At 61.8% G+C, this 21,560-nt stretch carries 21 protein-coding genes; 10 read left to right on the top strand and 11 right to left on the bottom strand.

Going from position 1 to position 21,560, the window contains the following annotated elements:
• The first annotated feature begins 41 nt into the window (after positions 1-41).
• Positions 42-617 carry a choline-responsive transcriptional repressor BetI gene (gene betI, locus JL2886_RS03600; protein ID WP_065270764.1) on the top strand — a complete coding sequence of 192 codons (576 nt, stop codon included), beginning with the start codon at positions 42-44 and terminating at the stop codon, positions 615-617.
• Positions 618-647: 30 nt separating this feature from the next.
• On the opposite strand, the gene JL2886_RS03605 is transcribed toward betI, so the two are convergent.
• Together JL2886_RS03605 and JL2886_RS03610 are read right to left on the bottom strand one after the other, a co-directional pair.
• On the bottom strand, positions 648-1,568 hold the full coding sequence (locus JL2886_RS03605) for a DMT family transporter (RefSeq protein ID WP_065270765.1): 921 nt from the start codon (positions 1,566-1,568) through the stop codon (positions 648-650).
• A gap of 113 nt (positions 1,569-1,681) precedes the next feature.
• Positions 1,682-2,287: a LysE/ArgO family amino acid transporter gene (locus JL2886_RS03610; protein WP_065270766.1), complete on the bottom strand. Its 606-nt coding sequence runs from the start codon at positions 2,285-2,287 to the stop codon at positions 1,682-1,684.
• A 97-nt stretch (positions 2,288-2,384) separates the two neighbouring features.
• On the opposite strand from JL2886_RS03610, the gene JL2886_RS03615 reads away from it, so the two are divergent.
• From JL2886_RS03615 to JL2886_RS03630, 4 genes are all read left to right on the top strand, one after another.
• Positions 2,385-3,272: a LysR family transcriptional regulator ArgP gene (locus JL2886_RS03615; RefSeq protein ID WP_065270767.1), complete on the top strand. Its 888-nt coding sequence runs from the start codon at positions 2,385-2,387 to the stop codon at positions 3,270-3,272.
• A gap of 21 nt (positions 3,273-3,293) precedes the next feature.
• Complete coding sequence (locus JL2886_RS03620) at positions 3,294-3,986, top strand: nitroreductase family protein (protein WP_065270768.1); 693 nt, start codon at positions 3,294-3,296, stop codon at positions 3,984-3,986.
• Between the two features lie 13 nt (positions 3,987-3,999).
• On the top strand, positions 4,000-4,848 hold the full coding sequence (locus JL2886_RS03625) for a hypothetical protein (RefSeq protein ID WP_065270769.1): 849 nt from the start codon (positions 4,000-4,002) through the stop codon (positions 4,846-4,848).
• Positions 4,849-4,967: 119 nt separating this feature from the next.
• A complete protein-coding gene (locus tag JL2886_RS03630; protein WP_065270770.1) occupies positions 4,968-5,999 on the top strand; it encodes a DUF1036 domain-containing protein in 1,032 nt (343 codons plus the stop codon).
• An 85-nt stretch (positions 6,000-6,084) separates the two neighbouring features.
• Here JL2886_RS03630 and JL2886_RS03635 read toward each other — a convergent pair whose 3' ends face one another.
• A complete protein-coding gene (locus JL2886_RS03635) occupies positions 6,085-6,825 on the bottom strand; it encodes a YebC/PmpR family DNA-binding transcriptional regulator (RefSeq protein WP_065270771.1) in 741 nt (246 codons plus the stop codon).
• Positions 6,826-7,075: 250 nt separating this feature from the next.
• Here JL2886_RS03635 and JL2886_RS03640 point away from each other — a divergent pair, with 250 nt between their 5' ends.
• The gene (locus JL2886_RS03640) at positions 7,076-8,851 is read left to right on the top strand and encodes an SLC13 family permease (protein ID WP_065273515.1); all 1,776 of its coding nucleotides are present in this window, start codon (positions 7,076-7,078) and stop codon (positions 8,849-8,851) included.
• Between the two features lie 7 nt (positions 8,852-8,858).
• On the opposite strand, the gene JL2886_RS03645 is transcribed toward JL2886_RS03640, so the two are convergent.
• From JL2886_RS03645 to mgtE, 4 genes are all read right to left on the bottom strand, one after another.
• Positions 8,859-10,637, bottom strand: a complete 1,779-nt coding sequence (locus tag JL2886_RS03645; RefSeq protein ID WP_065273516.1) for an SLC13 family permease — start codon at positions 10,635-10,637, stop codon at positions 8,859-8,861.
• Positions 10,638-10,816: 179 nt separating this feature from the next.
• A complete protein-coding gene (locus tag JL2886_RS03650; protein WP_065270772.1) occupies positions 10,817-11,632 on the bottom strand; it encodes a TIGR00282 family metallophosphoesterase in 816 nt (271 codons plus the stop codon).
• 106 nt (positions 11,633-11,738) lie between these two features.
• A complete protein-coding gene (locus tag JL2886_RS03655; RefSeq protein WP_065270773.1) occupies positions 11,739-12,302 on the bottom strand; it encodes a 5-formyltetrahydrofolate cyclo-ligase in 564 nt (187 codons plus the stop codon).
• A 28-nt stretch (positions 12,303-12,330) separates the two neighbouring features.
• Positions 12,331-13,719, bottom strand: coding sequence for a magnesium transporter (gene mgtE, locus JL2886_RS03660; protein WP_065270774.1), 1,389 nt, complete (start codon positions 13,717-13,719; stop codon positions 12,331-12,333).
• A 135-nt stretch (positions 13,720-13,854) separates the two neighbouring features.
• On the opposite strand from mgtE, the gene guaD reads away from it, so the two are divergent.
• Positions 13,855-15,141 carry a guanine deaminase gene (guaD, locus tag JL2886_RS03665; RefSeq protein WP_065270775.1) on the top strand — a complete coding sequence of 429 codons (1,287 nt, stop codon included), beginning with the start codon at positions 13,855-13,857 and terminating at the stop codon, positions 15,139-15,141.
• Positions 15,142-15,167: 26 nt separating this feature from the next.
• On the opposite strand, the gene JL2886_RS03670 is transcribed toward guaD, so the two are convergent.
• From JL2886_RS03670 to JL2886_RS03680, 3 genes are all read right to left on the bottom strand, one after another.
• On the bottom strand, positions 15,168-16,508 hold the full coding sequence (locus JL2886_RS03670; RefSeq protein WP_065270776.1) for an 8-oxoguanine deaminase: 1,341 nt from the start codon (positions 16,506-16,508) through the stop codon (positions 15,168-15,170).
• Positions 16,509-16,644: 136 nt separating this feature from the next.
• Positions 16,645-17,436, bottom strand: coding sequence for a histidinol-phosphatase (hisN, locus tag JL2886_RS03675; protein WP_065270777.1), 792 nt, complete (start codon positions 17,434-17,436; stop codon positions 16,645-16,647).
• A gap of 65 nt (positions 17,437-17,501) precedes the next feature.
• Positions 17,502-17,882 carry a helix-turn-helix domain-containing protein gene (locus JL2886_RS03680; RefSeq protein ID WP_065270778.1) on the bottom strand — a complete coding sequence of 127 codons (381 nt, stop codon included), beginning with the start codon at positions 17,880-17,882 and terminating at the stop codon, positions 17,502-17,504.
• Between the two features lie 351 nt (positions 17,883-18,233).
• On the opposite strand from JL2886_RS03680, the gene JL2886_RS03685 reads away from it, so the two are divergent.
• Positions 18,234-19,190 (top strand): NADPH:quinone oxidoreductase family protein, encoded by a 957-nt coding sequence (locus JL2886_RS03685; protein WP_065270779.1) that lies wholly within the window; start codon positions 18,234-18,236, stop codon positions 19,188-19,190.
• Between the two features lie 96 nt (positions 19,191-19,286).
• Here the strand turns inward: JL2886_RS03685 and JL2886_RS03690 are convergent, their stop codons facing one another.
• Positions 19,287-20,168 (bottom strand): LysR family transcriptional regulator, encoded by an 882-nt coding sequence (locus JL2886_RS03690; protein WP_065270780.1) that lies wholly within the window; start codon positions 20,166-20,168, stop codon positions 19,287-19,289.
• Between the two features lie 124 nt (positions 20,169-20,292).
• Between JL2886_RS03690 and JL2886_RS03695 the strand changes: the two genes are divergently transcribed.
• Both JL2886_RS03695 and JL2886_RS03700 read left to right on the top strand, forming a co-directional pair.
• Complete coding sequence (locus JL2886_RS03695) at positions 20,293-20,502, top strand: DUF1127 domain-containing protein (protein ID WP_065270781.1); 210 nt, start codon at positions 20,293-20,295, stop codon at positions 20,500-20,502.
• A gap of 205 nt (positions 20,503-20,707) precedes the next feature.
• Positions 20,708-21,484 (top strand): Bax inhibitor-1 family protein, encoded by a 777-nt coding sequence (locus tag JL2886_RS03700; RefSeq protein ID WP_065270782.1) that lies wholly within the window; start codon positions 20,708-20,710, stop codon positions 21,482-21,484.
• The last annotated feature ends 76 nt before the right edge of the window (positions 21,485-21,560 follow it).

Genomic DNA, 21,560 nt, shown 5'->3' on the forward strand with positions numbered 1-21,560 from the left:
CATCGCTTGTATCCGGCGCGCATGTAACGCAAAACTGCGTTATGGGACGAAAACGCATCCGAGATATCCGCAACGAAGAGCTGATCGAAGCCACCATCGTTGCCGTGCACAAGCGCGGTTATGGTGTTGTGACCATGGCCGAAATCGCCGCTGAAGCCGGAGCCTCGGCGGCGTCGATCAACTATTACTTCGGCTCCAAGGAAGGGCTGATGGAAGCCACGATGCGGCATCTGTTGCGCAAGCTGCGGACCGCCATGGTCGAAGGCTACGCCACCGCGCGCACGCCGAAAGAACGGCTATACGCGGTGATGGATGCGAATTTCTCCGACAATCTGTTCACCGTGACGCAATGCAGCCTGTGGATGCAGTTCTGGGCCAATGCGCCCTACTCGCCGCGCCTATCGCGGCTGCACCGCATCAACAGGACCCGGGTGCGCAGCCATTTTCTGGCCGAACTGCGGCATCTTCTGCCCGAGGCAGAGATTGAAACCGCGCGGCAGGCCCTGCAGTGCTATATGGACGGTGTCTGGCTGCAGACCGCGCAGTCCGAGGGCCCGGTCGATCCCGAAGCCGCACGGCGCGCAGCGCACAGAGTCGTGGATCTGGCCCTGTCGTAAGACCGGCCCAACTGCCTACAGGCAGGACTTTCAGACCTTGGTCGCAGGCACCGGCGGCGTGATGGCGCGACGCTTCAGCACCGCCTCGCGCCAGGTGATGAAACTGATTGCTCCAAGGATCAGCGCGCCGCCCGAGACCACCCAGATATCGATCGCCTCGTCAAACACCAGCGCGCCCAGAAGCGTCGCCCAGATCAGCTGCAGGAAGGTCACCGGCTGCGTCACCGCAACCGGCGCCGCCGAGAAGGCAAGCGTCATCGTGTAGTGCCCCGCCGTGGCGAAACAGGCCACCGCAAAGAGAATGCCAAGCTCGGCCAGTGTCGGGGTCACCCAGACCGCCGCCGCAAAGGGCGCCAGCCCCGCCGTCACCCAAAGCGACAGCATGGCTACCACCACAACCGGATTGGTGCCGTCCACGGTGAATTTGGCCAAGAGGTAAGAACCACCGAACACCACCGCCGCTGCCAGCATCGCGATATGCCCGTGGGAGATTTCCCGAAACCCCGGCCGCAGGATGATCAGTGCGCCAATCAGCGCCGCGATGATCGCCGCGATCCGGCGCAGGGCCAGTTTCTCCCCCAGAAACACAGCCGCGCCGATGGTTACGTAAACTGGCGCCAGATAGTTCATCGCCGTAACCTCGGCCAGCGGGATCTGAGTCATGGAAAAGAACCACAGCATCACCCCAAGCGTATGCAAAACGCCGCGTCCAGCAAACAGTCCCAACAGCTTGGGCGTCAGCTTGGCCTGACGCAGCGCGCCAATCATCGGGATCAGGAACACCAGCCCCAGAAGGTATCTGAGGAAAGCGGATTCAGCCGGGGGGATCCGCCCGCCCAGGTATTTGACCAATGCGGTAACCGCGACAAAGTTCAGCCCGGTCACCAGCATCCAGAAAATGCCCATCACGGGATTAGTGTCCCGGTCTTTTGTCTGCTGCGCATCACTCATGACGCCAGACAGAACACCCAAACGGCAAAGGGTACAACCCTGAACATGGCAATTATTTTCGGCATCCACCCTTGCCCGCGAAGCGCTCTGCCTCGCCCAGCACTTGCCCTCCCTCAGATCAACAGGAGGTTCGCTGCAATGGCCCACATTGTCAGCCCGACAACTGCCTCAAGCACCTGCCAGGACCGGGGCTTGGCAAACACAGGCGCCAGCAGACCCGCGCCATATCCAAGGGAAAAGAAGAACGTGAAACTTGCCAAAACGGCCCCAAGGCCAAAGATCAGCGGCGCCGGATCCTGCGCCGAGATCGTGCCCAAGAGAACCACCGTATCGAGATAGACATGCGGGTTGAGCCAGGTCAGCGCCAGCACCGTCGCCAGAACCGGCAGCAGCGGCGCGCTCTGATTGCCTTGCCCCGCCGCCTCCAGCACGGCGCCGCCGCGCCAGGCCGCCAGCAGACTGCGCGCGCCATACCAGATCAGGAAAGCGGCCCCGCCAAAGCGCATGATGGCCTCGATCCCCGGCAGCGCCTGTGTCAGCGATCCGACCCCCAGAACCCCGGCATAGATCAGTACCGCATCCGAGCCCGCACAGGTCAGGCAGATCCAGAATACATGCTGCCGCCGCAGCCCTTGCCGCAGCACAAATGCGTTCTGTGCCCCGATCGCAAGGATCAGGCTAAAGCCAAGGGCAAATCCGGAAAAAAGGCTGGCTGACATGCGGGGCTGACTTTCTGCTGGAACTCTTCGCGCTTTGACTATGCGCTCCAGTCCGGATAATCCAATTAAATATGATAACCCAGATTAAGCACAGCTAATGAAACTCGACCCCAATCACCTTTCTGCGCTCCGGGGCGTTTTACACCATGGCTCGTTCGAGGCTGCGGCGCATGCCCTTGGGGTGACGCCCTCGGCCATTTCACAGCGGATCAAGGCGCTGGAGGACCGTACCGGCATCGCACTGGTCCTGCGCGGCGCGCCCTGCACCGGCACGGCGGCGGGGCTGAGGATTGCCAAACATGCCGAGGATATCGGCCTTCTTGAGGCGCAGCTGGCGCGGGAGCTGGCGCTGGAAAACGGCACGACCCCGGTGCGGCTGCGCATCGCGGTCAATGCCGACAGCCTTGCCAGCTGGTTCATCGACGCGATGGCCGGAACTGACGGCGTGCTGTTCGATCTTTTAGTGGACGATCAGGATCACAGCGCCGACTGGCTGAAGCGCGGCGAGGTCTCAGCCGCGGTCACCGCCAGCACCCGGCCCGTACCCGGGTTCGATGCCTACCCGCTCGGCACGCTGGACTATGCGGCAACCGCCAGCCCGGACTTCATGGCGCGCTGGTTTCCAGACGGCGTCACGCCCGAGGCCGCTGCCAAGGCGCCCTGCATGATCTTTAACGCAAAGGACAGGCTGCAGCAGCAGTGGCTGGAGCGGAACGTCGCACCCCGGTTGTCGCCGCCCGCGCACTACCTGCCCTCTACCCAGGCTTTTATCGAAGCCGCAGCTGCCGGTCTCGGCTGGGGCATGAACCCGCTTTCCATCATCGGGGAAGAGCTGCACAGCGGGCGTCTGGTGCCACTCATCCCCGACACAATCCTGCCGGTTCCGCTCACGTGGCAGGTGGCGCGGGTGATGGCGCCTGCCCTTGCGGAGGTCACCCGGTCTGTGCAGACATCAGCGCGACGGCATTTGACCCAAGACCGTTAAGACCAATCGGAAAGACCCCTCATGTTTTCACAAGACTCTCTCAGCTATGATCCGCTGCCATTGCCCGACCGGGCCGCGTACACGGATGCGCAGATGCAGGAAAAGGCGACTGAGTTTCTCGCCCATATGCAGCGGCGTCACACGGTGCGCGATTTCACAGATCAGCCGGTGCCCCGACAGGTGATCGAGGACTGCATCCGGGCGGCGGGCACCGCGCCATCGGGCGCCAACCACCAGCCCTGGTTCTTTGCGGCCGTTTCGAACCCGGAACTGAAGGCCCGGATCCGCGCCGAGGCTGAGGAAGAAGAACGCAAGTTCTATGCAGGCGGCGCTGGCGATGAATGGATCAAGGCGTTGGAGCCGATCGGCACCAATGAAGACAAACCGCATCTGACCATCGCGCCCTGGCTGATCGTGGTCTTTGCCCAGCGCTGGGGCGAGTTTGCGGACGGCACCCGTTACAAGAACTACTACGTGCCCGAAAGCGTGAACATTGCCACCGGCGTTTTGCTGACGGCGCTGCATACCGCTGGTCTGGTCAGCCTGACACACACGCCGAACCCGATGAAGTTCCTCAATGGCGCCCTGGGTCGCCCGGCCTCGGAAAAGCCTACGATGATCATCGCTGTAGGCCATCCGGCAGAAGATGCTATGGTTCCCTCAGTCGCCAAGTTCAAAAAACCTCTGGAGGAGATTTGCCAGGTCTTCGAATGACAGAAAGCCCGGTATGACACCCGGGCCAGCCTCTCTGCGGCGCAGCCTTGGCCTGCACGTGGTTCTGCCACGGGCCGGGGTTCTGCTGGTCTGGCTGGCCCTCAATCATTTCTTCTGGCTGCCCGTGTCACTGGCCTGGGGGTTGATCGCGGCGGATGGGGTGTTGCTGGCGTGGCAAAGCCGCGATTTGCTGCGCAGCACCGATGGACACATCCGCAGCACCGGGTCGATGGCGCCGGTCTGGGGCAGCTATCTGGTTCTATTGTTTGCAGGATTTGCGACACTAACGCAGTGGTGGGGCGCCTTGCTGACCGCCGGACAGGTGGAGACCCTGCCCTATGCCAAGCAGCAGGAACAGGCGCGCCAGCAGCTCTATAGTCTGACCCTGTCCGATGATGGCCGCACGCTGATCTTTACAGGCGAAATCACCCACGGGCTGACCCGGCGCATTGCAGCAACGCTGGACGCGGCACCAGAGGTCCGCTCCCTGCATCTGACCGGCCCCGGCGGGCTGATCTACGAGGCGCGCGGCGTGGCCAAGCTCATCCGGACCCGTGGCCTTGATACCCAGGCTGCCGACCTCTGTGCCTCTGCCTGCACAGTGATCTTTGCCGCTGGGCAGGAGCGCCTCCTCGCCCCCAAAGGACAGCTCGGATTTCACGGCTATGCACTGATGTTCGAAGGCGGGCTGCCGCAACTGGACCTGAAGAAAGAGCAGGAGAAGGACCTGTCCTTTTTCCTGCAGCAGGGCATCAGCGAAGGGTTTGTGCAGAGGGTCTTTGAGGTGGCCAACTCCGACCTTTGGATACCGGAGCACGCGGAACTGCGCGCGGCGGGCGTGATCACCGCCGGGGCCGACTGAAAAGCTCAAAACGCCACAATTGCGGTGCCTTTTATGGCGCTGACACGTTACAGGCCGGTTTTTCTTGCGCGACGCATTCCCCGTGCCTAGCCTGAAATCGTTCAAATTCAGGATATGTTATGCGCTTTGTCACTGCCGGTTTATGCCTCGCCTTCTCTGCCGCTCCTGCCTTTGCAGGCCTTGAAATCTGCAACGATGCCGGGCGCAGCCTCAGCGTGGCGATCGGATACGCCGATGGCGACACCTGGGTATCCAAGGGCTGGTGGAACATCGATGCGGGCGATTGCAAGACGCCGCTCGGCGGGGATCTGAAGAATCGCTACTACTACTACCGTGCCAATTCTTCGGGTTCGGCCTTTGCCAGCGGTGATTTCACCTTCTGCACCACCTCACAGGCCTTCACAATATCGGGAGATTCCGAGTGTGCTGCACGGGGATATGAGAGCACCGGCTTCCGCAAACTGGACACCGGCAAGACCGCGAAACAGTTCACCCTGACGCTGGTGGACAATTCCACCAGCAAGAGCGAAACCACACCGAAGCCCGCCCCTCCGCCACCTGCACCTGCTCCAGCCACAGGCCCAGCCCCGGCGGGCACCTATGGCGAGCCCTATTCCAACATGGCCAACCTGCAGGACTGCACCTATGAGGGCGCCCGCACCTGCAGCTTTCACGCCGACGGCACCAAGTTCTACGTCTCCGATGACGGGCGCACGCCGCAGTTCGTCTTTGCCATCATGGAGAAACTGGACCCCGGGACGCCCATCGAGGTTCAGGGCGATCTGGAAGCCATTTACGACCGCAGCGCGGATGTTGTGCTGCGCGATATCACCATTCGTCCCTGGACCAACGCGGATTCGATCCTGAACCGGATGCAAGGCAGTTGGTACTCGGTCGATGATCCCAATTCCCAGTTCAACATTCTGGGGTCTGAGCGCGACAACACATATGACGGTGCCATCACCGGACGCGACTATATTTCCGTGTCAGACTGGTGCGACAGTTTTCAGGGCGCAGGCCCCTACCTTTACGCGCGCGAAGAAGAGACCGGCGAGAGCTACTGCTATGCCATCGACAGCATGTCCGATTTCGAAATGACGCTGATGTATCTGCCCGGCGGTAATTTCCTGAGCTACCGCAAGCTGGACTGACCTTTCGGCCCAAAGGAACTTAAACGCAAAAGGCCCGCCAGATTGGCGGGCCTTTTTATTCTACTGCGAAGCGTATGATGCCGCGTTACAGCTGCGCCATGACCTCGTCCGAGGCTTCGAAGTTGGTGGTGACACGCTGCACGTCGTCGTCATCTTCAAGCGCATCGACCAGCTTCATCAGCTTCTGCATGCCTTCCAGGTCCAGCTCGGTGGTGGTGGTCGGCTTCCAGATCAGCTTGGTCGATTCAGACTCGCCCAGTTCCGCTTCGAGCGCGTTGGACACATCGTTGAGATCGGTGTCGGCGCAATAGATGATATGGCCGTCTTCCGAGCTTTCGACATCCTCGGCGCCCGCTTCGATGGCAGCCATCATCACGGTGTCCGCATCGCCAACCGAAGCGGGATAGGTCACCTCACCCTTGCGGTCGAACATGAAGCCGACCGAGCCGGTCTCGCCAAGGTTGCCGCCGTTCTTGGTAAAGGTCGAGCGCACCGTCGAAGCGGTCCGGTTCTTGTTGTCGGTCATCGCCTCGACGATCACCGCAACGCCGTTCGGCCCGTAGCCTTCATAGCGGATCTCGTCATAGTTTTCCGCATCGCCGCCGATCGCCTTTTTGATCGCGCGTTCGATCACGTCCTTGGGGACCGATTGGCTCTTGGCCTCTTTCACCGCAAGACGCAGGCGCGGGTTCTTTTCAGGATCCGGGTCGCCCATCTTCGCGGCCACGGTGATTTCCTTGGCCAGCTTGGAAAAAAGCTTTGAACGCGCGGCGTCCTGACGACCCTTGCGGTGCTGAATATTCGCCCATTTTGAGTGGCCTGCCATGCGCCAGCCTCCATTTCTACCGATTGATCTTGTCGGGGCGTTTGATACAGCCCTGCATCGCGGGCCGCAAGAGATTGGTGCCAAAGCCACCTCAGCAGCACGCCTCAAAGCTTGAGGCACACAAATCCATCCGGCTTTCAGGCCAGTGCTGGCATCGGCTGCAGCTTTGCGCGACACTGCCCCCATTACCGGAATGACTGTCCCGGCGTTTGCAGGGCTTCATGCCGGATTTAACCAGGGACAGGCAGCAATGACATTTGACCAAGGCATTCTTTTCACCATCTTCGCAGCGGTCTTCGGGATGCTGCTCTGGGGGCGCTACCGCTATGATCTGGTGGCCTTTTCAGCGCTGATGGTGGCGGTGGTGATCGGCGTCGTCCCGGCCAAGGATGCCTTTGCCGGTTTCGGCCATCCCGCCACATTGGTGGTGGCGCTTGTGCTGATCGTTTCGGCCGGGCTGGTGCGGTCCGGTGCCGTCTTCCTGATCACCCGCACGCTGGTCGACAGCAGCCGCGCCCTGGGCCTGCATATCAGCTTGATGGGCGGGATCGGCGCGGTCCTGTCGGCCTTCATGAACAATGTTGCTGCGCTCGCCCTGTTGATGCCGGTGGATATCCAGACCGCGCGCAAGGCGGGCCGCGCGCCGGGGCTGAGCCTGATGCCGCTGAGTTTTGCGACGATCCTTGGCGGTATGGTCACGCTGATCGGCACCCCGCCCAACATCATCATCGCCTCGATCCGCCAAGACACCCTTGGTGAGCCCTTCCACATGTTCGATTTCGCCCCGGTCGGCCTTGTTGCCTCGGTTGCCGGTCTCGCCTTCGTGGCCCTGATCGGCTGGCGCCTTATCCCGCAGCGCGAGAACGCCGCCGGCGCGTCAGAGGCGCAGATTGCCGATTACATCGCCGAATTGACAGTGCCCGAAGAGTCACCCCTGATCGATAGGCGCCTGGGAGAGCTGGACAGCGAGGCGGAAAAGGCGGACGTGGCGGTTCTAGGCCTGATCCGGGACGGCAAACGACTTTATGGTCGTGCCGCCGCATACAGCCTGCGGGCCGCCGACACGCTTGTGATCGAGGCCACGCCCGAAGCGCTGGACGAGTTCCGCACAGCGCTGTCGCTCGATTTTGCCGATGCCGCACGGCAGGAAAAGCTGACCGCCGCGGGCGAAGGGCTGGAACTAGTCGAGGTGGTGGTGCCGGAAACCGCGCGCGTCAACGGGCGCAGCGCCCAGGCCGTCGGCCTTGCCTGGCGGCAAAGCACGGTCCTGTTGGGCATTTCCCGGCAAGGGCGGCGCCTGACCAGCCATATCCGCCAGACCACCATCGAGCCGGGCGATATCCTGTTGCTGCTCTGCCCGCGCGACCGCAGCGCCGATGTGACCGAATGGCTTGGCTGCCTGCCACTGGCCCAACGGGGCCTATCCGTCACCGCCAATGATAAAACATGGATGGCCATCGGCCTGTTTGCCGCGGCTGTAGCGGCGGCCTCGGTTGGCCTTGTCTACCTGCCAGTGGCACTGGGGTTGGTGGCAATTGCCTATGTGCTGACAAAGATCCTGCCGGTGGCGGAAATCTATGATCACATCGAATGGCCTGTGGTCGTTCTTCTGGGCTCGATGATCCCACTCGGCGCCGCGCTGGACAGTTCCGGCGGCACACAGCTGATCGCCAACGGCCTGATCGGTCTGACCGAAGGTCTGCCTGCCTGGGCGATCCTGACCGTACTGATGGTCGTGACAATGACGCTATCGGACGTGCTGAACAACACGGCCACGGCTATTGTTGCGGCCCCGGTGGGTATCCAGATGGCAACGGCGCTGAATGTCTCGCCGGACCCGTTCCTGATGGCGGTCGCCGTGGCGGCCTCTGCGGCCTTCCTGACCCCAATCGGACACAAGAACAACACGCTGGTGCTGGGCCCCGGTGGCTATCAATTCGGTGATTACTGGCGCATGGGCCTGCCGCTGGAAATCCTGGTGATCGCGGTTTCGATCCCGGCCATCCTGTTCTTCTGGCCGATGTGATCGCGCCTCAAAGAGGCCAGAACAGCGGGATAAGGGCCGAGGCCAGCAGGCCGATGCTGAGGTTCAGCGGAATGCCCACGCGCAGGAAATCGGTGAACTTGTAGCCACCCGGACCATAGACCAGCATATTGGTCTGATAGCCGATGGGCGTCGCAAAGGACGCCGAGGCTGCCACCATCACCGCAACAACCAGCGGACGCGGATCCAGCCCCATCGCCTGGGCAAGCCCGATGGCGATGGGGGTCACCACCACCGCCACCGCATTGTTCGACACCAGCTCGGTCAGCACCGACGTCAGCAGATAGACCGCCCAGACCAGCAGGAAGGGCGGCAGGCCGGACAGGCCCGGTGCGATGGCATTGACGATCAGCGCAACCGCGCCCGAGCTTTCCAGCGCAGCGCCAATCGCCAGCATCGAGAAAATCAGCGCCAATAGCCGCCCGTCGACAAAGGAAAACGCCTCATCCGCGTCGATGCAGCGGCTGACCAGCACCAGCGCCACCGCGACAACCGACAACATCAGGATCGGCGCAACGCCCAGCGCGGCCAGCAGCACGATCCCCAGGAGCGCAGCAATCGCAAAGGGTGCGTGGCTACGGCGATAGGCCCGCTGCGTCGGCTGGGACACATCGGCCATATCGGTGTCTGCCGCCAGACGCTGAATATCCGCTGGGGCGCCTTCCAGCAGCAGGGTATCTCCGACCCGTACCACCAGATCGTCGAGCTGCACACCGATGTTCTGATTGCGCCGGTGCACCGCCAGCACATAAACACCATAGCGGCGACGCAGGCGCATGGCACCCAGCGAGCGCCCGACCAGACGGCAACCGGGAGTGATCAAAACCTCGACAGTCTTGGTCTCCACCGCGGACACCTGATCGACGCGCTTCAGCTCTTTATTGCTTTGCAGGCTCAGAAGTTCGGTCATCTGGGTGCGCAGCACCACCCGATCCCCGACCTGCAGTTCGACGCCCTTGAGGTTCCGCCGCAGCGAGACATCGCCGCGGATGACGTCGATCAGGCGCACGCCCGGACGTTTGAACAACTGAACGCCGGAAACCTCACGGCCGATCAGGTTGCTTTCGGGGGGAATGACTGCCTCGGTGAAGAATTTCATCTTCGAGCGGTCGCTCAGCAGGTTGGCCAGGTTATCCCGGTCCGGCAGCAGTCGCGGCGCGATGAAGCGCAGGTAGACCATGCCCCAGACCACAAGAATAACCCCTAGCGGCGTGACTTCGAAAATGCTGAAAGCCGCCAAACCCTGTGCCCGCGCCACACCATCCACCAAGAGGTTGGTCGAGGTGCCGATCAGCGTCAGCGTGCCACCCAGGATCGCCGCATAGCTGAGCGGGATCAGCATCTTGGAGGCCGAGACATCCAGCGTGCGGGAGATCTGGATGAACACCGGGATCATAACCACCACGACCGGCGTGTTGGAGACGATAGCAGAGGCGCCCACGACGAAGGCCATCAACATGGCAACGGCCAGCTTGGGGCTGACCTCGGCCTGTTTGCGGGCAATCGCGGTAAAGGCATCCAGCGCTCCGGTGCGCACCAAGGCTCCCATGATGATGAACATCGCCGCAATCGTCCACGGCGCCGGGTTGGAAAGCACCGGCAGCGCCGCATCATAAGGCAGAACGCCGGTGATCAGCATCAGAGACACCCCGGCGAGGGCCACCACCTCGGTCGGGTAGGTTTCCTTCAGAAAGGCCAGAAACATCAGTGCGACGATCAGAAGGGTGATCAGGGCGCTGCCGTTCTGAGCGACTTGAAAGACATGCATGTGCGGCAAATATCCCACCTGGTTTGCGATGCTGCGGTCCCGCCCATTATGCCAGACCGGCACAGAGTGTCCCCGATCCTAAATTGCGGGGCAAGCACTTCTGCACCCCGGCCACAAGCATTTGGCATCTCACGATGATTTCAATGCACATTTGGTGGCCGGAGCGACAGGTCAGTGGATCAGACCGGCGCCGCGCCTTGCAGCAGACCACCATCCCGGACCATGTGGATTTCCTTGGCCGCGCCGGTGCGGTCGTCTGTTACGATAAAGACACCCGACAGGGTCGCCTCCCCTTCCGCCGGGGTGAAGCGGCTTTTGGGCATGCCAGTCAGGAACCGGCGCATCGGTTCGGCCTTGTCCATGCCGATGACTGAATTGTAGTCGCCGCACATGCCCGCATCGGTCTGATAACCGGTGCCTTCGGATAGGAGTTGCGCATCAGCGGTGGGGACATGAGTGTGGGTGCCTACTACGAGCGAGGCCCGGCCATTGCAGAAATGACCCATCGCCATCTTTTCCGAGGTCGCCTCGCAATGCATGTCGACGATCACCGCCTGCGCCAGCCCGCCGCGCGGATGCGCCTTCAGCACGCCTTCGACGGCGCCAAAGGGATCGTCATAGGCCCGTTTCATGAACACCTGACCCAGCGCCTGCGTTACCAGCACCTTGCGCCCGCCGGGCGCGTCGAACAGGCGATATCCCCGCCCCGGTGCGCCTTTTGCGAAATTCAGTGGCCGGATGATGCGCGGTTCCTTTTCGATGAACTGCATCATGTCCTTTTGGTCGAAGGCATGATCGCCAAGGGTCAGACAATCAGCCCCGGCGTCAAGCAGAAGCTTGGCGTGATCGCCGCTGAGCCCCATGCCATTCGACGCGTTCTCGCCGTTGACCACAACAAAATCCAGCCGCCACTCCTTGCGCAGTCGCGGCAGGTTTTCGGTGATGGCACGGCGCCCCGCGCGGCCCATCACATCGCCTAGAAACAGAATTCTCATGGCTCAGTCCTAGGCGGCGCTGCGGCGAGGAACAAGCCCCCGCTGCGCGCTATGTGGCGTTTTTCACCTCAAATACCGCGAGCCACATGCGGCCTAAGCCCCTTCCCTATCGGGAAAACTGGAGGATACGGCTTTCGGTCACGATCATGTCAAGCGGCTGATCGGTCGGCTCCAGCGGCAGATCTTCCGCCTCCTGCGCGTCAAAGGCAAAGCCGATGGCCAGCGTCGCCCGCTTGCTGCGCAAGAGCTCCAGCGTGCGGTCATAAAAGCCGCCACCATAGCCAAGCCGCCCGCCGGACAGATCAAAGGCCACCAGCGGCACAATCAGGATCTCGGGTTCAAAGAAGTCATCCACCGCAGGCACCATCGCCCCGAACGGTCCCTCGCGCAGCGGCGCATCGGGCTGCCAGCGGCTAAACCGCAAGGGCAGGCCTGCACCTTCGATCACCGGTACGCCGACGGCTCCATGGGCTGCGGCTTCGGCCATGGCAGGCAGCGGATCAATCTCGGTTCGGATCGGCATGTATCCGGACAGTGGAACACCGCGATACCCGGCCAGCACCTCGGACAGATGCCCGGCGGCACCGGGTTTGCCCATGTCGAAGGCCTCTTTGCGCCGGGCAAAGGCCGCCTTGCGCGCTTGTGCCTTGATCGCTGCCAGATCCGCCATTGCTCCCTCCTTTGCCGGGATTGAATGCCTAGAGAAGAACCAGCCCAGCCAGACCGAGGAAGGCAAAGAATCCGACGATATCGGTCACCGTCGTCACAAAAGCCCCCGAGGCAAGTGCCGGGTCCACATTCATTTTTTCCAGCATAACCGGCACCACGGTCCCGGCGAGGCCTGCCACGACCAGATTGATGACCATCGCGACGCCGATCACCGCGCCAAGCTGCGGCGAGCCGAACCACAACAGCCCGACACAGCCCATCACAACGGCAAAGATCAGACCGTTGACCAGCCCCACCAGAACCTCGCGTCGGATCACCCGCCAGACGTTTGATCCCGTCAGGTCGCGTGTGGCCAGTGCGCGCACCGCCACCGTCAGCGACTGGGTGCCGGCATTGCCGCCCATCGAGGCCACGATGGGCATAAGCACGGCCAGGGCCACGAACCGGGCGATGGTATCTTCGAACATTGAAATCACCATCGACGCCAGCACCGCTGTTACCAGGTTGACCGCCAGCCAGGGGAACCGCCGCTTGGTGGTGTCAATCACCCGGTCCGACAAGCTGCCTTCGCCGACACCGGCCAGGCGAAGGATATCTTCTTCGTGCTCCTCATCCAGAACCGCCATGGCATCGTCGATGGTGATGACACCCACAAGACGCCCCTCGTCATCGACCACCGGGGCCGAAATCAGGTGATACTGGTTAAAGGCATAGGCCACGTCTTCCTCGTCCTGATCGGCGGGAATGACCTGGAAGGTTTCTTCCCTGAGATCGGTAAGCGGTACCTCGCGTCGGGCCGACATGATCCGGCCAAGGGTGACATTGCCCACCGGATGCAGGCGCGGACTGACCATGACCACGTGATAGAACTGCGCCGGAAGGTCCGACCTTTCGCGCATGAAATCAATCGCCTGCCCAACCGTCCAGTGTTCCGGCGCCATCACCACTTCGCGCTGCATCAGGCGGCCGGCGGAGTTTTCCGGGTAGCTCAGCGATTGTTCGATGGCGACCCGGTCGGAGTCCTCCAGCGCGTCGAGAATGGCTTCCTGCTGCGGCTCCTCAAGGTCCTCCAGCAGGTCGACCACATCGTCGCTGTCCAGATCCCGGACTGCTTCGGCCAAAACCTGCGGGTTGAGGATCGCGATCACTTCCTCGCGGATCGCCTCGTCCAGTTCTGACAGGATTTCGCCGTCGAATTCGCGGTCATAAAGCCGGATCAGCCGGGCCCGATCATAGGCGTTCACCTGCTCCAGAAGGTCGGCGATGTCAGCCGCGTGCAGCGGCTCCATCAGGTTCGCCAGCTCGGCCTTGTCGTTGGTATCCACAGCATAAAGGATCTGCGCCACGCGGCGGCGATCCAGCATATAGGCGTCGTCCTGGCCCTTGTCGGTCCCGATGGTCTCGTCGCCTGTGCTCATACGCTGCCCCTTCCGATGCTTGTCCCATGAATAGAAGAAGCTGCTACCGGAAAACAATGACAATGACACAATTTACCGCCGCGCGCGCCGCGCGTATCCTGCATGCGGTGAATTCGCACGAAAGGACAGCACATCATGAGCAACGCCCACATCCTGCGGGGACAGGTCCTGTCCTTTCAAGGCTCCCCCTTTGCCACCGAAGCACCGCAGGAAGCGGCAAGGCTGAGGGAGGCAGTGGCCGTGCAGGATGGGAAGATTACCGCCGTCGGCAGCTTTGACGATCTGCGCCAGAGGTTTCCCGCAGCCGCGTTGCACGATCACGGGGAGAAGCTGATTCTTGCCGGCTTCGTCGATGCGCATGTGCACTATCCACAGACCGCCATCATTGCCAGCTGGGGCAAGCGGCTGATCGACTGGCTGAACAGCTATACCTTCCCCGAGGAGATGCGCTTTGGTGATCGTGCCTATGCCGATGAGATCTCAGCCCGCTATCTGGACCTGACCGCTGCCCATGGCACCACCACGGTCTGCAGCTATTGCACCATTCACCCCGAAAGCGTCGATGCCTTCTTCACGGCGGCGCAGGCGCGCGGGCAACGGGTTGTCGCGGGCAAGACCTGCATGGACCGCAACGCCCCAGAAGGGCTGCAGGATACGGTTCAGTCTGCCTATGACGACAGTGCCGCGCTGATCGCGCGCTGGCACGGGGTCGACCGGCTGGATTATGCGATCACGCCGCGGTTCTCCCCCACCTCTACCCCTGAACAACTAGAGGCCATCGGCGCCCTCTGGGCCGCCAATCCCAGCTGCCTGATGCAAACCCATCTGAGTGAACAAACGGATGAGATCGCCTGGGTCAAGGATCTGTTCCCGGATGCCCGCGATTATCTGGACACCTACGAGGCCTTTGGCCTGTTGGGCGCGCGCGGCCTTTACGGACATGCCATCCATCTGGAGCCGCGCGAGCGCGACCGGCTGCGCGAACATGGCGCCGCGCTGGTGCATTGTCCCACCTCGAATACCTTCATCGGGTCGGGGCTGTTCGATATGGCCGGACTGATGGCCGAGGGACAGCGGATCGGCCTTGCCACCGACACCGGCGGCGGCTCCAGCTTTTCCATGCTGCGCACGATGGCGGCGGCCTATGAGATCGGTCAGTTGCGCGGCACGCCGCTGCACGCGGCCCAGCTGTTGTGGCTGGCAACGCAAGGCTCGGCCACGGCGCTGCGGTTCGAAGACAAGATTGGCAATGTCGTCCCGGGCATGGAGGCCGATCTTGTGGTGCTCGATCTCGCCTCCACCCCCGCCATCGCCCAGCGCGCCGCCCGCGCCGATGACATCTGGGAGGCCGCCTTTGCCACCATCATGATGGGTGATGACCGGGCCGTGTCCGAAGTGTGGATCGGCGGGCGGCAGGTCTGACGACCCGCCCCGCCAGAAACCCTCCGTTACGCCTTCTCGGCCACGGCGCGGGCCAGCTGACCATGGCGTTCGATCAGCCGCGGCAGATCAAGGCTGGTGACCTCGCCTGCAGAGATGATCTGACGCCCTTCCACGAACAGATGCTTGACCTGTGTCGGCCCGGCCAGCAGCAAGGCCGCCGGGTCCCAGCTGCCGCTGGAAGCAACACCGGTCACATCCCAGACTGCCACGTCGGCGCATTTGCCGGGGCTGAGCCGACCGCAATCGGGACGACCCAGAATATCAGCGCCGCCACGGGTGGCGATTTCCAGCGCCTCATAGGCGCTCATGGCGTCAGCGCCCTGCGCAACCCGCTGTAGCAGCATGGCCTGCCTCGCCTCGCCGATCAAGTTGGCGATATCGTTGCTGGCCGAGCCATCAACGCCCAGCCCCACCGGCACCCCGGCATCGCGCATCGTCCGCACCGGGGCAATGCCGCTGCCAAGGCGGCAATTGGAACAGGGGCAATGCGCCACGCCGGTCCGGGTGCGCGCAAACAGATCGATCTCCTGCGCGTCCAGCTTGACGCAATGGGCGTGCCAGACGTCATCGCCGGTCCAGCCCAGTTCCTCGGCATATTGCCCGGGCCGACAGCCGAACTGCGCCTCGGAATAGGCGATATCCTCATCGTTTTCGGCCAGATGGGTGTGCAGCATCACGCCCTTGTCGCGCGCCAGCAGCGCCGCATCCCGCATCAGGTCGCGGCTGACGGAAAACGGCGAACAGGGCGCAAGCCCCACCCGGCACATGGAGCCCTCAGAGGCGTCGTGAAAGCCATCAACCACGCGGATCATATCTTCAAGAATGGCCGTCTCTTGCTCGACCAGGCTATCCGGCGGCAATCCCCCGTCGCTTTCGCCGATGCTCATGGCACCCCGCGTTGGGTGGAACCGCAGGCCCACCTCCCGGGCGGCATGGATGGTATCCTCCAGCCGCGCGCCATTGGGATAAAGGTACAGATGGTCAGAGCTGAGCGTACAGCCGGAGAGAGCCAGTTCCACCAGCCCCAGCTGGGCAGAGACGAACATCTCCTCAGGGCCGAAACGCGCCCAGATCGGATAGAGCCGTTGCAGCCAGCCAAACAGCAGCGCGTCCTGCGCCCCGGGCACTGCGCGCGTGAGGTTCTGATAAAGATGGTGGTGCGTATTGACGAGACCCGGCGTCACCACGCAGCCCCGGCCAGATACGATCTGCCCTGTGGTGCGCAGCCCCTGTCCCACCTCGGCAATCTGACCGCCCCGGATCAGAACATCTGCATCGTGCAATACGCGGCCCGCATCATCCATGGTGATGACGGTGGTCGCATTTTGAATCAGGATTTCCTGCATCGGTTCACACTCCTTTGTCACCCGTTTCGGTTTTGGAAGTGTGAACTGGCCCGACAGAATACGGGTAAAGGACTCGGGCCGTGGCGGTGCTATACAGCACTGCCATGGCCGCGCTCAAGCCCCGGACGGGACCTGATCAGCTGTTTTTCAAAAGGGCCAGCGCCGCCGCGTGCAACTCGGCATTGGCGGCGGCCAGCACCCGGCCGCCTTCATGGGCCGGGCCGCCCTGCCAATCAGTGACGACACCGCCTGCGGCCTGAATCACTGCAATCGGCGCCTGCACGTCATAGGCATTGAGCCCCGCCTCGATCACAAGATCGATTTGCCCCGCCGCCAGCAGCGCATAGGCGTAGCAATCCATGCCATAGCGCGTCAGCCGCACCTTTCCAGAGACACGTTCGAACCCGGCACGTTCTTCCGGCGTGCCAACTTCGGGGAAGGTGGTGAAAAGGATCGCCTGATCCAGCGCCGTGCCGTTGCGGGTCGCCAGATCGCGCGCACCCTGTGGCCCGGTCATCTGCGCCAGCCCGGCCGCGCCGATAAAGCGTTCGCCGGTGTAGGGCTGATCGATCACGCCCAGCACGGGGCCGTCTGCCTCGGACATGGCGATCAGCACCCCCCAGGTCGGCGTGCCGCTTATGAAACCGCGGGTGCCATCGATAGGATCCAGAACCCAGGTCCGGCCAGAGCTGCCTTCGACGGGAGCGAATTCCTCGCCCAGGATACCATCATCAGGGCGCAACTGCGCCAGCACCGCCCGCATCGCCAGTTCCGCCTCGCGATCAGCGACGGTGACCGGATCGAACCCGTCCTCCAGCTTGTTGTCCGCTCCAAGAGTGGCGCTGCGAAAATACGGCAGGATCGCTGCGCCGGCCGCATCGGCCATCTTCTGCGCAACGTCCAAATCGGAATCAGGATTCTGTGTCATGCGATGGCGGTGCCATCTGGCCGCACGCTATTCAAGAAAAAAGACCCCGAAGGGTCTTTTCACTTTCAGGCTGCGTCGCTGAGCACACGGGCCAGCTCGAACAATCGCCTGCGCTGGTTCTCGGGGATCGCGTAATAGGAACGCACCAGATCCAGCGCCTCTTTATCGCCCATCAGATCCTCAGGCACCGACGCCTTGTCCGCCTTGTCGGCAGGGGCCTTATCCTCTTCCTGTAGACCATCAAAGAAGAAACTGACCGGGACGTCCATCGCGTCAGAAATATCCCAAAGGCGGGAGGCGCTGACCCGGTTGGCACCGGTTTCATATTTCTGAATTTGCTGGAACTTGATGCCGACTTTCTCGGCCAGTTGCTGCTGTGTCATACCAATTAGCCAGCGACGGTGACGGATCCGTTTGCCGACATGCACATCTACAGGATGAGCCATGTGCTATCTCCTAGTTATACCAAAGTGGTTCGCGCCCAAGTAGCCGCGATGATTGCTAAATCCGTCAGGATATCAACACTGGCCCGCGTTACCGGACCTTCTAAAACCGCGACAGAGGCTCAACCCCTCAGCTGAGCTTACGACCTCCACGGTTGAATTCAAGTGCGACAAAGGTCAGTCGCGGTTGAAGATATCCAAATACATGATTTCATGCATCATTTTGTCATGCTAATGCGACCAACAACATGTGAAATAATGCCTCCCCATAAATAGCGAGGTGAATTTGCGGCGTCTGTTGTCAAACAGTCACGCAACGAATCACCTTTCGCGCGGCAAAACCAAGAGGACATCATGCAGGCTTATCAGGTCACCGCCTTCGACGCCGCCCCGGAACTGATCGAAATTGCCTGCCCGGCTCCGGCTGCAGGCCAGATCGCTGTCAGGATCGAAGCCTGCGGGCTGAATTTCGCGGATCTGCTGATGCAGAAAGGCACTTATCAGGACACCCCCACCCTGCCCTTCGTACCGGGCTTGGAGGTCTCTGGCACGGTAACCGCGCTGGGAGAAACGGTAACAGAGTTCAAGATCGGTGACCGGGTTGCAGTCTTCTGCGGTCAAGGTGGCTTGGCTGAAGAAGGTGTGTTTGACGCCAGCCGCGCGGTCCGCATTCCGGACAGCATGAGTTTTGAACACGCCGCCGCGCTGCAGATCGCCTATGGCACCAGCCTGGTGGCGCTGGATCACTGCGCCCGGTTGCAACCGGGCGAAACCCTGCTTGTCACCGGCGCCGCCGGAGGCGTTGGGCTGACCGCAGTGGAGATTGGCAAGCTGATGGGCGCCCGCGTTATTGCTCATGCGCGCGGCGCCGACAAACTGGAGGTGGCCCGGGCCGCTGGAGCGGATCACGTGATCGACGACAGCGAGGATCTGCGCAGCATCGTAAAGGACCTGGGCGGCGCCGATGTTGTCTATGATGCGGTCGGGGGCCCGGTGTGGAAAGCTGCCTTTAGGGCGACCAATCCCTGCGGGCGGCTGCTGCCGATCGGATTTGCCAGCGGCGAAGTGCCCCAGATCCCGGCCAATCATCTTCTGGTCAAGAACCTGACCGTGATCGGCTTTTATATCGGCGGCTACATGAAAGCCAGGCCAGAGGTCATTCAGCAGGCCTTTGCGACCCTGTTCGACTGGCACGCAGCAGGCCGGATCAAACCGCATATCAGCCACGTCCTGCCACTATCGCAGGTCGCGGAAGGAATGGAGCTGCTGCGCAGCCGGGCCTCGACCGGGAAGGTCGTTATTACCCCGTGACAGGTAAATAGAACCGGGAAATCGCCATCGCACGGTTATAGGGCCATGGCGATCACATCCCTTTTCGAGAGCCTTTTACTCCCTCAGCCCCTTTGATCAGCCCGCCGCGCGCAACTGCGCCGGACGCAGAGCGGCAAACCCCTGCCGGATGATATTGGCAAGATCGCCAACATACTCGGCCCGCACCCGATCCGCGCCATAAAGGTTGATCTGCTGCACCGGCAAGGCAGGCAGCACGCCGCCGTGTTCGATGACCTCCTGATGGGCCGGTTGGGTACCTTCCAGCAGTACACCAATGGCAAGGTCAGCACTCACCGTGGCCTCAACCGTGCGGTCGGATTCGCTGTCCACCGCCATATCCCACTCGATCCCAACCTCATCCAGTGCCGCGGTTGCAGAGGCCCGAAAAATACAGTTGCGGCAAAAGCCAAGACGCAGCGGTTGCTGGCGCCAGGCGGAGCCGTTCACCGCCCCGATCCAGCGCAGCGGCATTTCGTGGATGGGCTCGCCGCCCTCGCCTGCAGTTCCCTCGGTCGTCAGGATCAGGTCATAGGCCCCCTTGGCGAAGCCGGCCTTCAGATCGCGGGTATTCGAGGTCACCAGATTGACGCTGACGCGGGGAAAGCTGGTGTTGAACCGCTGTAGCACGCGCGGGATGACCGGATAGACCACGTCATGCGGCACCCCCAGAACAACCTCACCTTCAAAAGCCTGATCGGTCAGCCGGGTGATCACCTCGTCATTGAGCGCGACCATGCGGCGAGCATATCCGAGCAGCTGTTCCCCCGACGGGGTCAGGGCAATGGAGCGCCCCGACCGGTCCAGCAGTTCAAGCCCCAGCAACTCCTCCAGCCGTTTCAACTGCATCGAAACCGCCGATTGAGTGAGATGCAAAAAACCTGCTGCGCGTGTCACGCCACCGTTGTCTGCCACTGCCACAAATGAGCGCAGCGTCGTCAGGTCCAAATTTCTAATCATCACGACCTCTGATGAAAGATATCAAAAACATTCGTTTCCAATATTAATCACACTCCCCCATATACATCAACAGAATTGATAAAGACCCACAACACCATCACGAACGAAAGAAAGGACAAGAGCCATGACCTATATCTCCACCACCTCGGTCAGCCCAAAACCCCGCCGCAGCCTCGCGGATCGCATCAAAGGCGCATTCGCTCTGACCCGCCAGCGGCGCGCGCTGGCCAAACTGGATGCTGAGGCGCTGGCAGACATCGGCATCAGCCGCGACGCCGCCAAGGAAGAGGCCCGCCGCCCGTTCTGGGACGCACCGGATTCCTGGACGCGCTGACAGAGACCTCACAGATGACAAATGACGACTGAAGGCGCACCCGCTGTAATGGTGCGCCTTTTCATGTTTTTGCGGCAAATCTTTTCATCGCAGACTTGAACCGTATGGGCTTTGACCCGATATTTGACGGGAATGTTGTGCATGGCCGTTGAACCGGCTGTTCCGCGCAACTGGGGAGACTTTTTGAAAACGGAGACCATGATACATGGCACAGTTTGACACCATTCGTTCTACAGCAGGCGCACGCACTGCCGAGATCGATGCGGGCCTACGCGCCCATATGAACAAAGTCTACGGCACCATGTCCGTGGGCACGTTCATCACCTTTCTGGCCGCCTGGGCCATCGCGGGCCTCGCGGTGACAACCGATCCGTCGGCCGCCTCTGCACAGCTGAGCGCCGACAAGTACCTGACCAGCCTCGGCTATGCGATCTACGCGTCGCCGCTGAAGTGGGTGATCATGTTCGCGCCACTCGCCTTCGTGTTCGGCTTTGGCGCCGCCATCAACCGCCTGTCCGCCTCGGCCGCACAGCTGGTGTTCTACACTTTCGCAGCCGTCATGGGCCTGTCGATCAGCTCGATCTTCCTGGTCTTCACCGGTGAATCGATCGTTCAGGTGTTCCTGATCACCGCCATCGCGTTCGCGGGCCTTTCCCTGGTGGGCTACACCACCAAGAAAGACCTTTCCGCGATGGGTACCTTCCTGATCATGGGTCTGATCGGCCTGATCGTGGCTTCGGTGGTGAACATTTTCCTGGCGTCCTCCGCCATGGCCTTTGCCATCTCGGTGATCGGCGTTCTGATCTTTGCAGGCCTCACCGCCTATGACACCCAGAACATCAAGAACACCTACCTGCAGATGGCCGAATCCGGCGATCAGGAGTGGCTGGGCAAAGCCGCGATCATGGGCGCCCTCAGCCTGTATCTGGACTTCATCAACCTCTTCATGATGCTGCTTCAGCTGCTTGGGAACCGCGAATAACGCCACCGGCCATACCAAGATTTCAGCAAGGGGCGGATCACAGCGATCCGCCCTTTCTTTATGCCCAGCCGTTTCT

Source organism: Phaeobacter gallaeciensis (genome assembly GCF_001678945.1).
GTDB classification, from domain to species: Bacteria; Pseudomonadota; Alphaproteobacteria; order Rhodobacterales; family Rhodobacteraceae; genus Phycobacter; species Phycobacter gallaeciensis_A.

What these genes read in the sequence shown, in the direction of transcription:
- betI (WP_065270764.1), top strand. Translation starts at nt 42, where the DNA reads ATGGGACGAAAACGCATCCGAGATATCCGCAACGAAGAGCTGATCGAA.
- JL2886_RS03605 (WP_065270765.1), bottom strand. Translation starts at nt 1,568, where the DNA reads ATGAGTGATGCGCAGCAGACAAAAGACCGGGACACTAATCCCGTGATG.
- JL2886_RS03610 (WP_065270766.1), bottom strand. Translation starts at nt 2,287, where the DNA reads ATGTCAGCCAGCCTTTTTTCCGGATTTGCCCTTGGCTTTAGCCTGATC.
- JL2886_RS03615 (WP_065270767.1), top strand. Translation starts at nt 2,385, where the DNA reads ATGAAACTCGACCCCAATCACCTTTCTGCGCTCCGGGGCGTTTTACAC.
- JL2886_RS03620 (WP_065270768.1), top strand. Translation starts at nt 3,294, where the DNA reads ATGTTTTCACAAGACTCTCTCAGCTATGATCCGCTGCCATTGCCCGAC.
- JL2886_RS03625 (WP_065270769.1), top strand. Translation starts at nt 4,000, where the DNA reads ATGACACCCGGGCCAGCCTCTCTGCGGCGCAGCCTTGGCCTGCACGTG.
- JL2886_RS03630 (WP_065270770.1), top strand. Translation starts at nt 4,968, where the DNA reads ATGCGCTTTGTCACTGCCGGTTTATGCCTCGCCTTCTCTGCCGCTCCT.
- JL2886_RS03635 (WP_065270771.1), bottom strand. Translation starts at nt 6,825, where the DNA reads ATGGCAGGCCACTCAAAATGGGCGAATATTCAGCACCGCAAGGGTCGT.
- JL2886_RS03640 (WP_065273515.1), top strand. Translation starts at nt 7,076, where the DNA reads ATGACATTTGACCAAGGCATTCTTTTCACCATCTTCGCAGCGGTCTTC.
- JL2886_RS03645 (WP_065273516.1), bottom strand. Translation starts at nt 10,637, where the DNA reads ATGCATGTCTTTCAAGTCGCTCAGAACGGCAGCGCCCTGATCACCCTT.
- JL2886_RS03650 (WP_065270772.1), bottom strand. Translation starts at nt 11,632, where the DNA reads ATGAGAATTCTGTTTCTAGGCGATGTGATGGGCCGCGCGGGGCGCCGT.
- JL2886_RS03655 (WP_065270773.1), bottom strand. Translation starts at nt 12,302, where the DNA reads ATGGCGGATCTGGCAGCGATCAAGGCACAAGCGCGCAAGGCGGCCTTT.
- mgtE (WP_065270774.1), bottom strand. Translation starts at nt 13,719, where the DNA reads ATGAGCACAGGCGACGAGACCATCGGGACCGACAAGGGCCAGGACGAC.
- guaD (WP_065270775.1), top strand. Translation starts at nt 13,855, where the DNA reads ATGAGCAACGCCCACATCCTGCGGGGACAGGTCCTGTCCTTTCAAGGC.
- JL2886_RS03670 (WP_065270776.1), bottom strand. Translation starts at nt 16,508, where the DNA reads ATGCAGGAAATCCTGATTCAAAATGCGACCACCGTCATCACCATGGAT.
- hisN (WP_065270777.1), bottom strand. Translation starts at nt 17,436, where the DNA reads ATGACACAGAATCCTGATTCCGATTTGGACGTTGCGCAGAAGATGGCC.
- JL2886_RS03680 (WP_065270778.1), bottom strand. Translation starts at nt 17,882, where the DNA reads ATGGCTCATCCTGTAGATGTGCATGTCGGCAAACGGATCCGTCACCGT.
- JL2886_RS03685 (WP_065270779.1), top strand. Translation starts at nt 18,234, where the DNA reads ATGCAGGCTTATCAGGTCACCGCCTTCGACGCCGCCCCGGAACTGATC.
- JL2886_RS03690 (WP_065270780.1), bottom strand. Translation starts at nt 20,168, where the DNA reads ATGATTAGAAATTTGGACCTGACGACGCTGCGCTCATTTGTGGCAGTG.
- JL2886_RS03695 (WP_065270781.1), top strand. Translation starts at nt 20,293, where the DNA reads ATGACCTATATCTCCACCACCTCGGTCAGCCCAAAACCCCGCCGCAGC.
- JL2886_RS03700 (WP_065270782.1), top strand. Translation starts at nt 20,708, where the DNA reads ATGGCACAGTTTGACACCATTCGTTCTACAGCAGGCGCACGCACTGCC.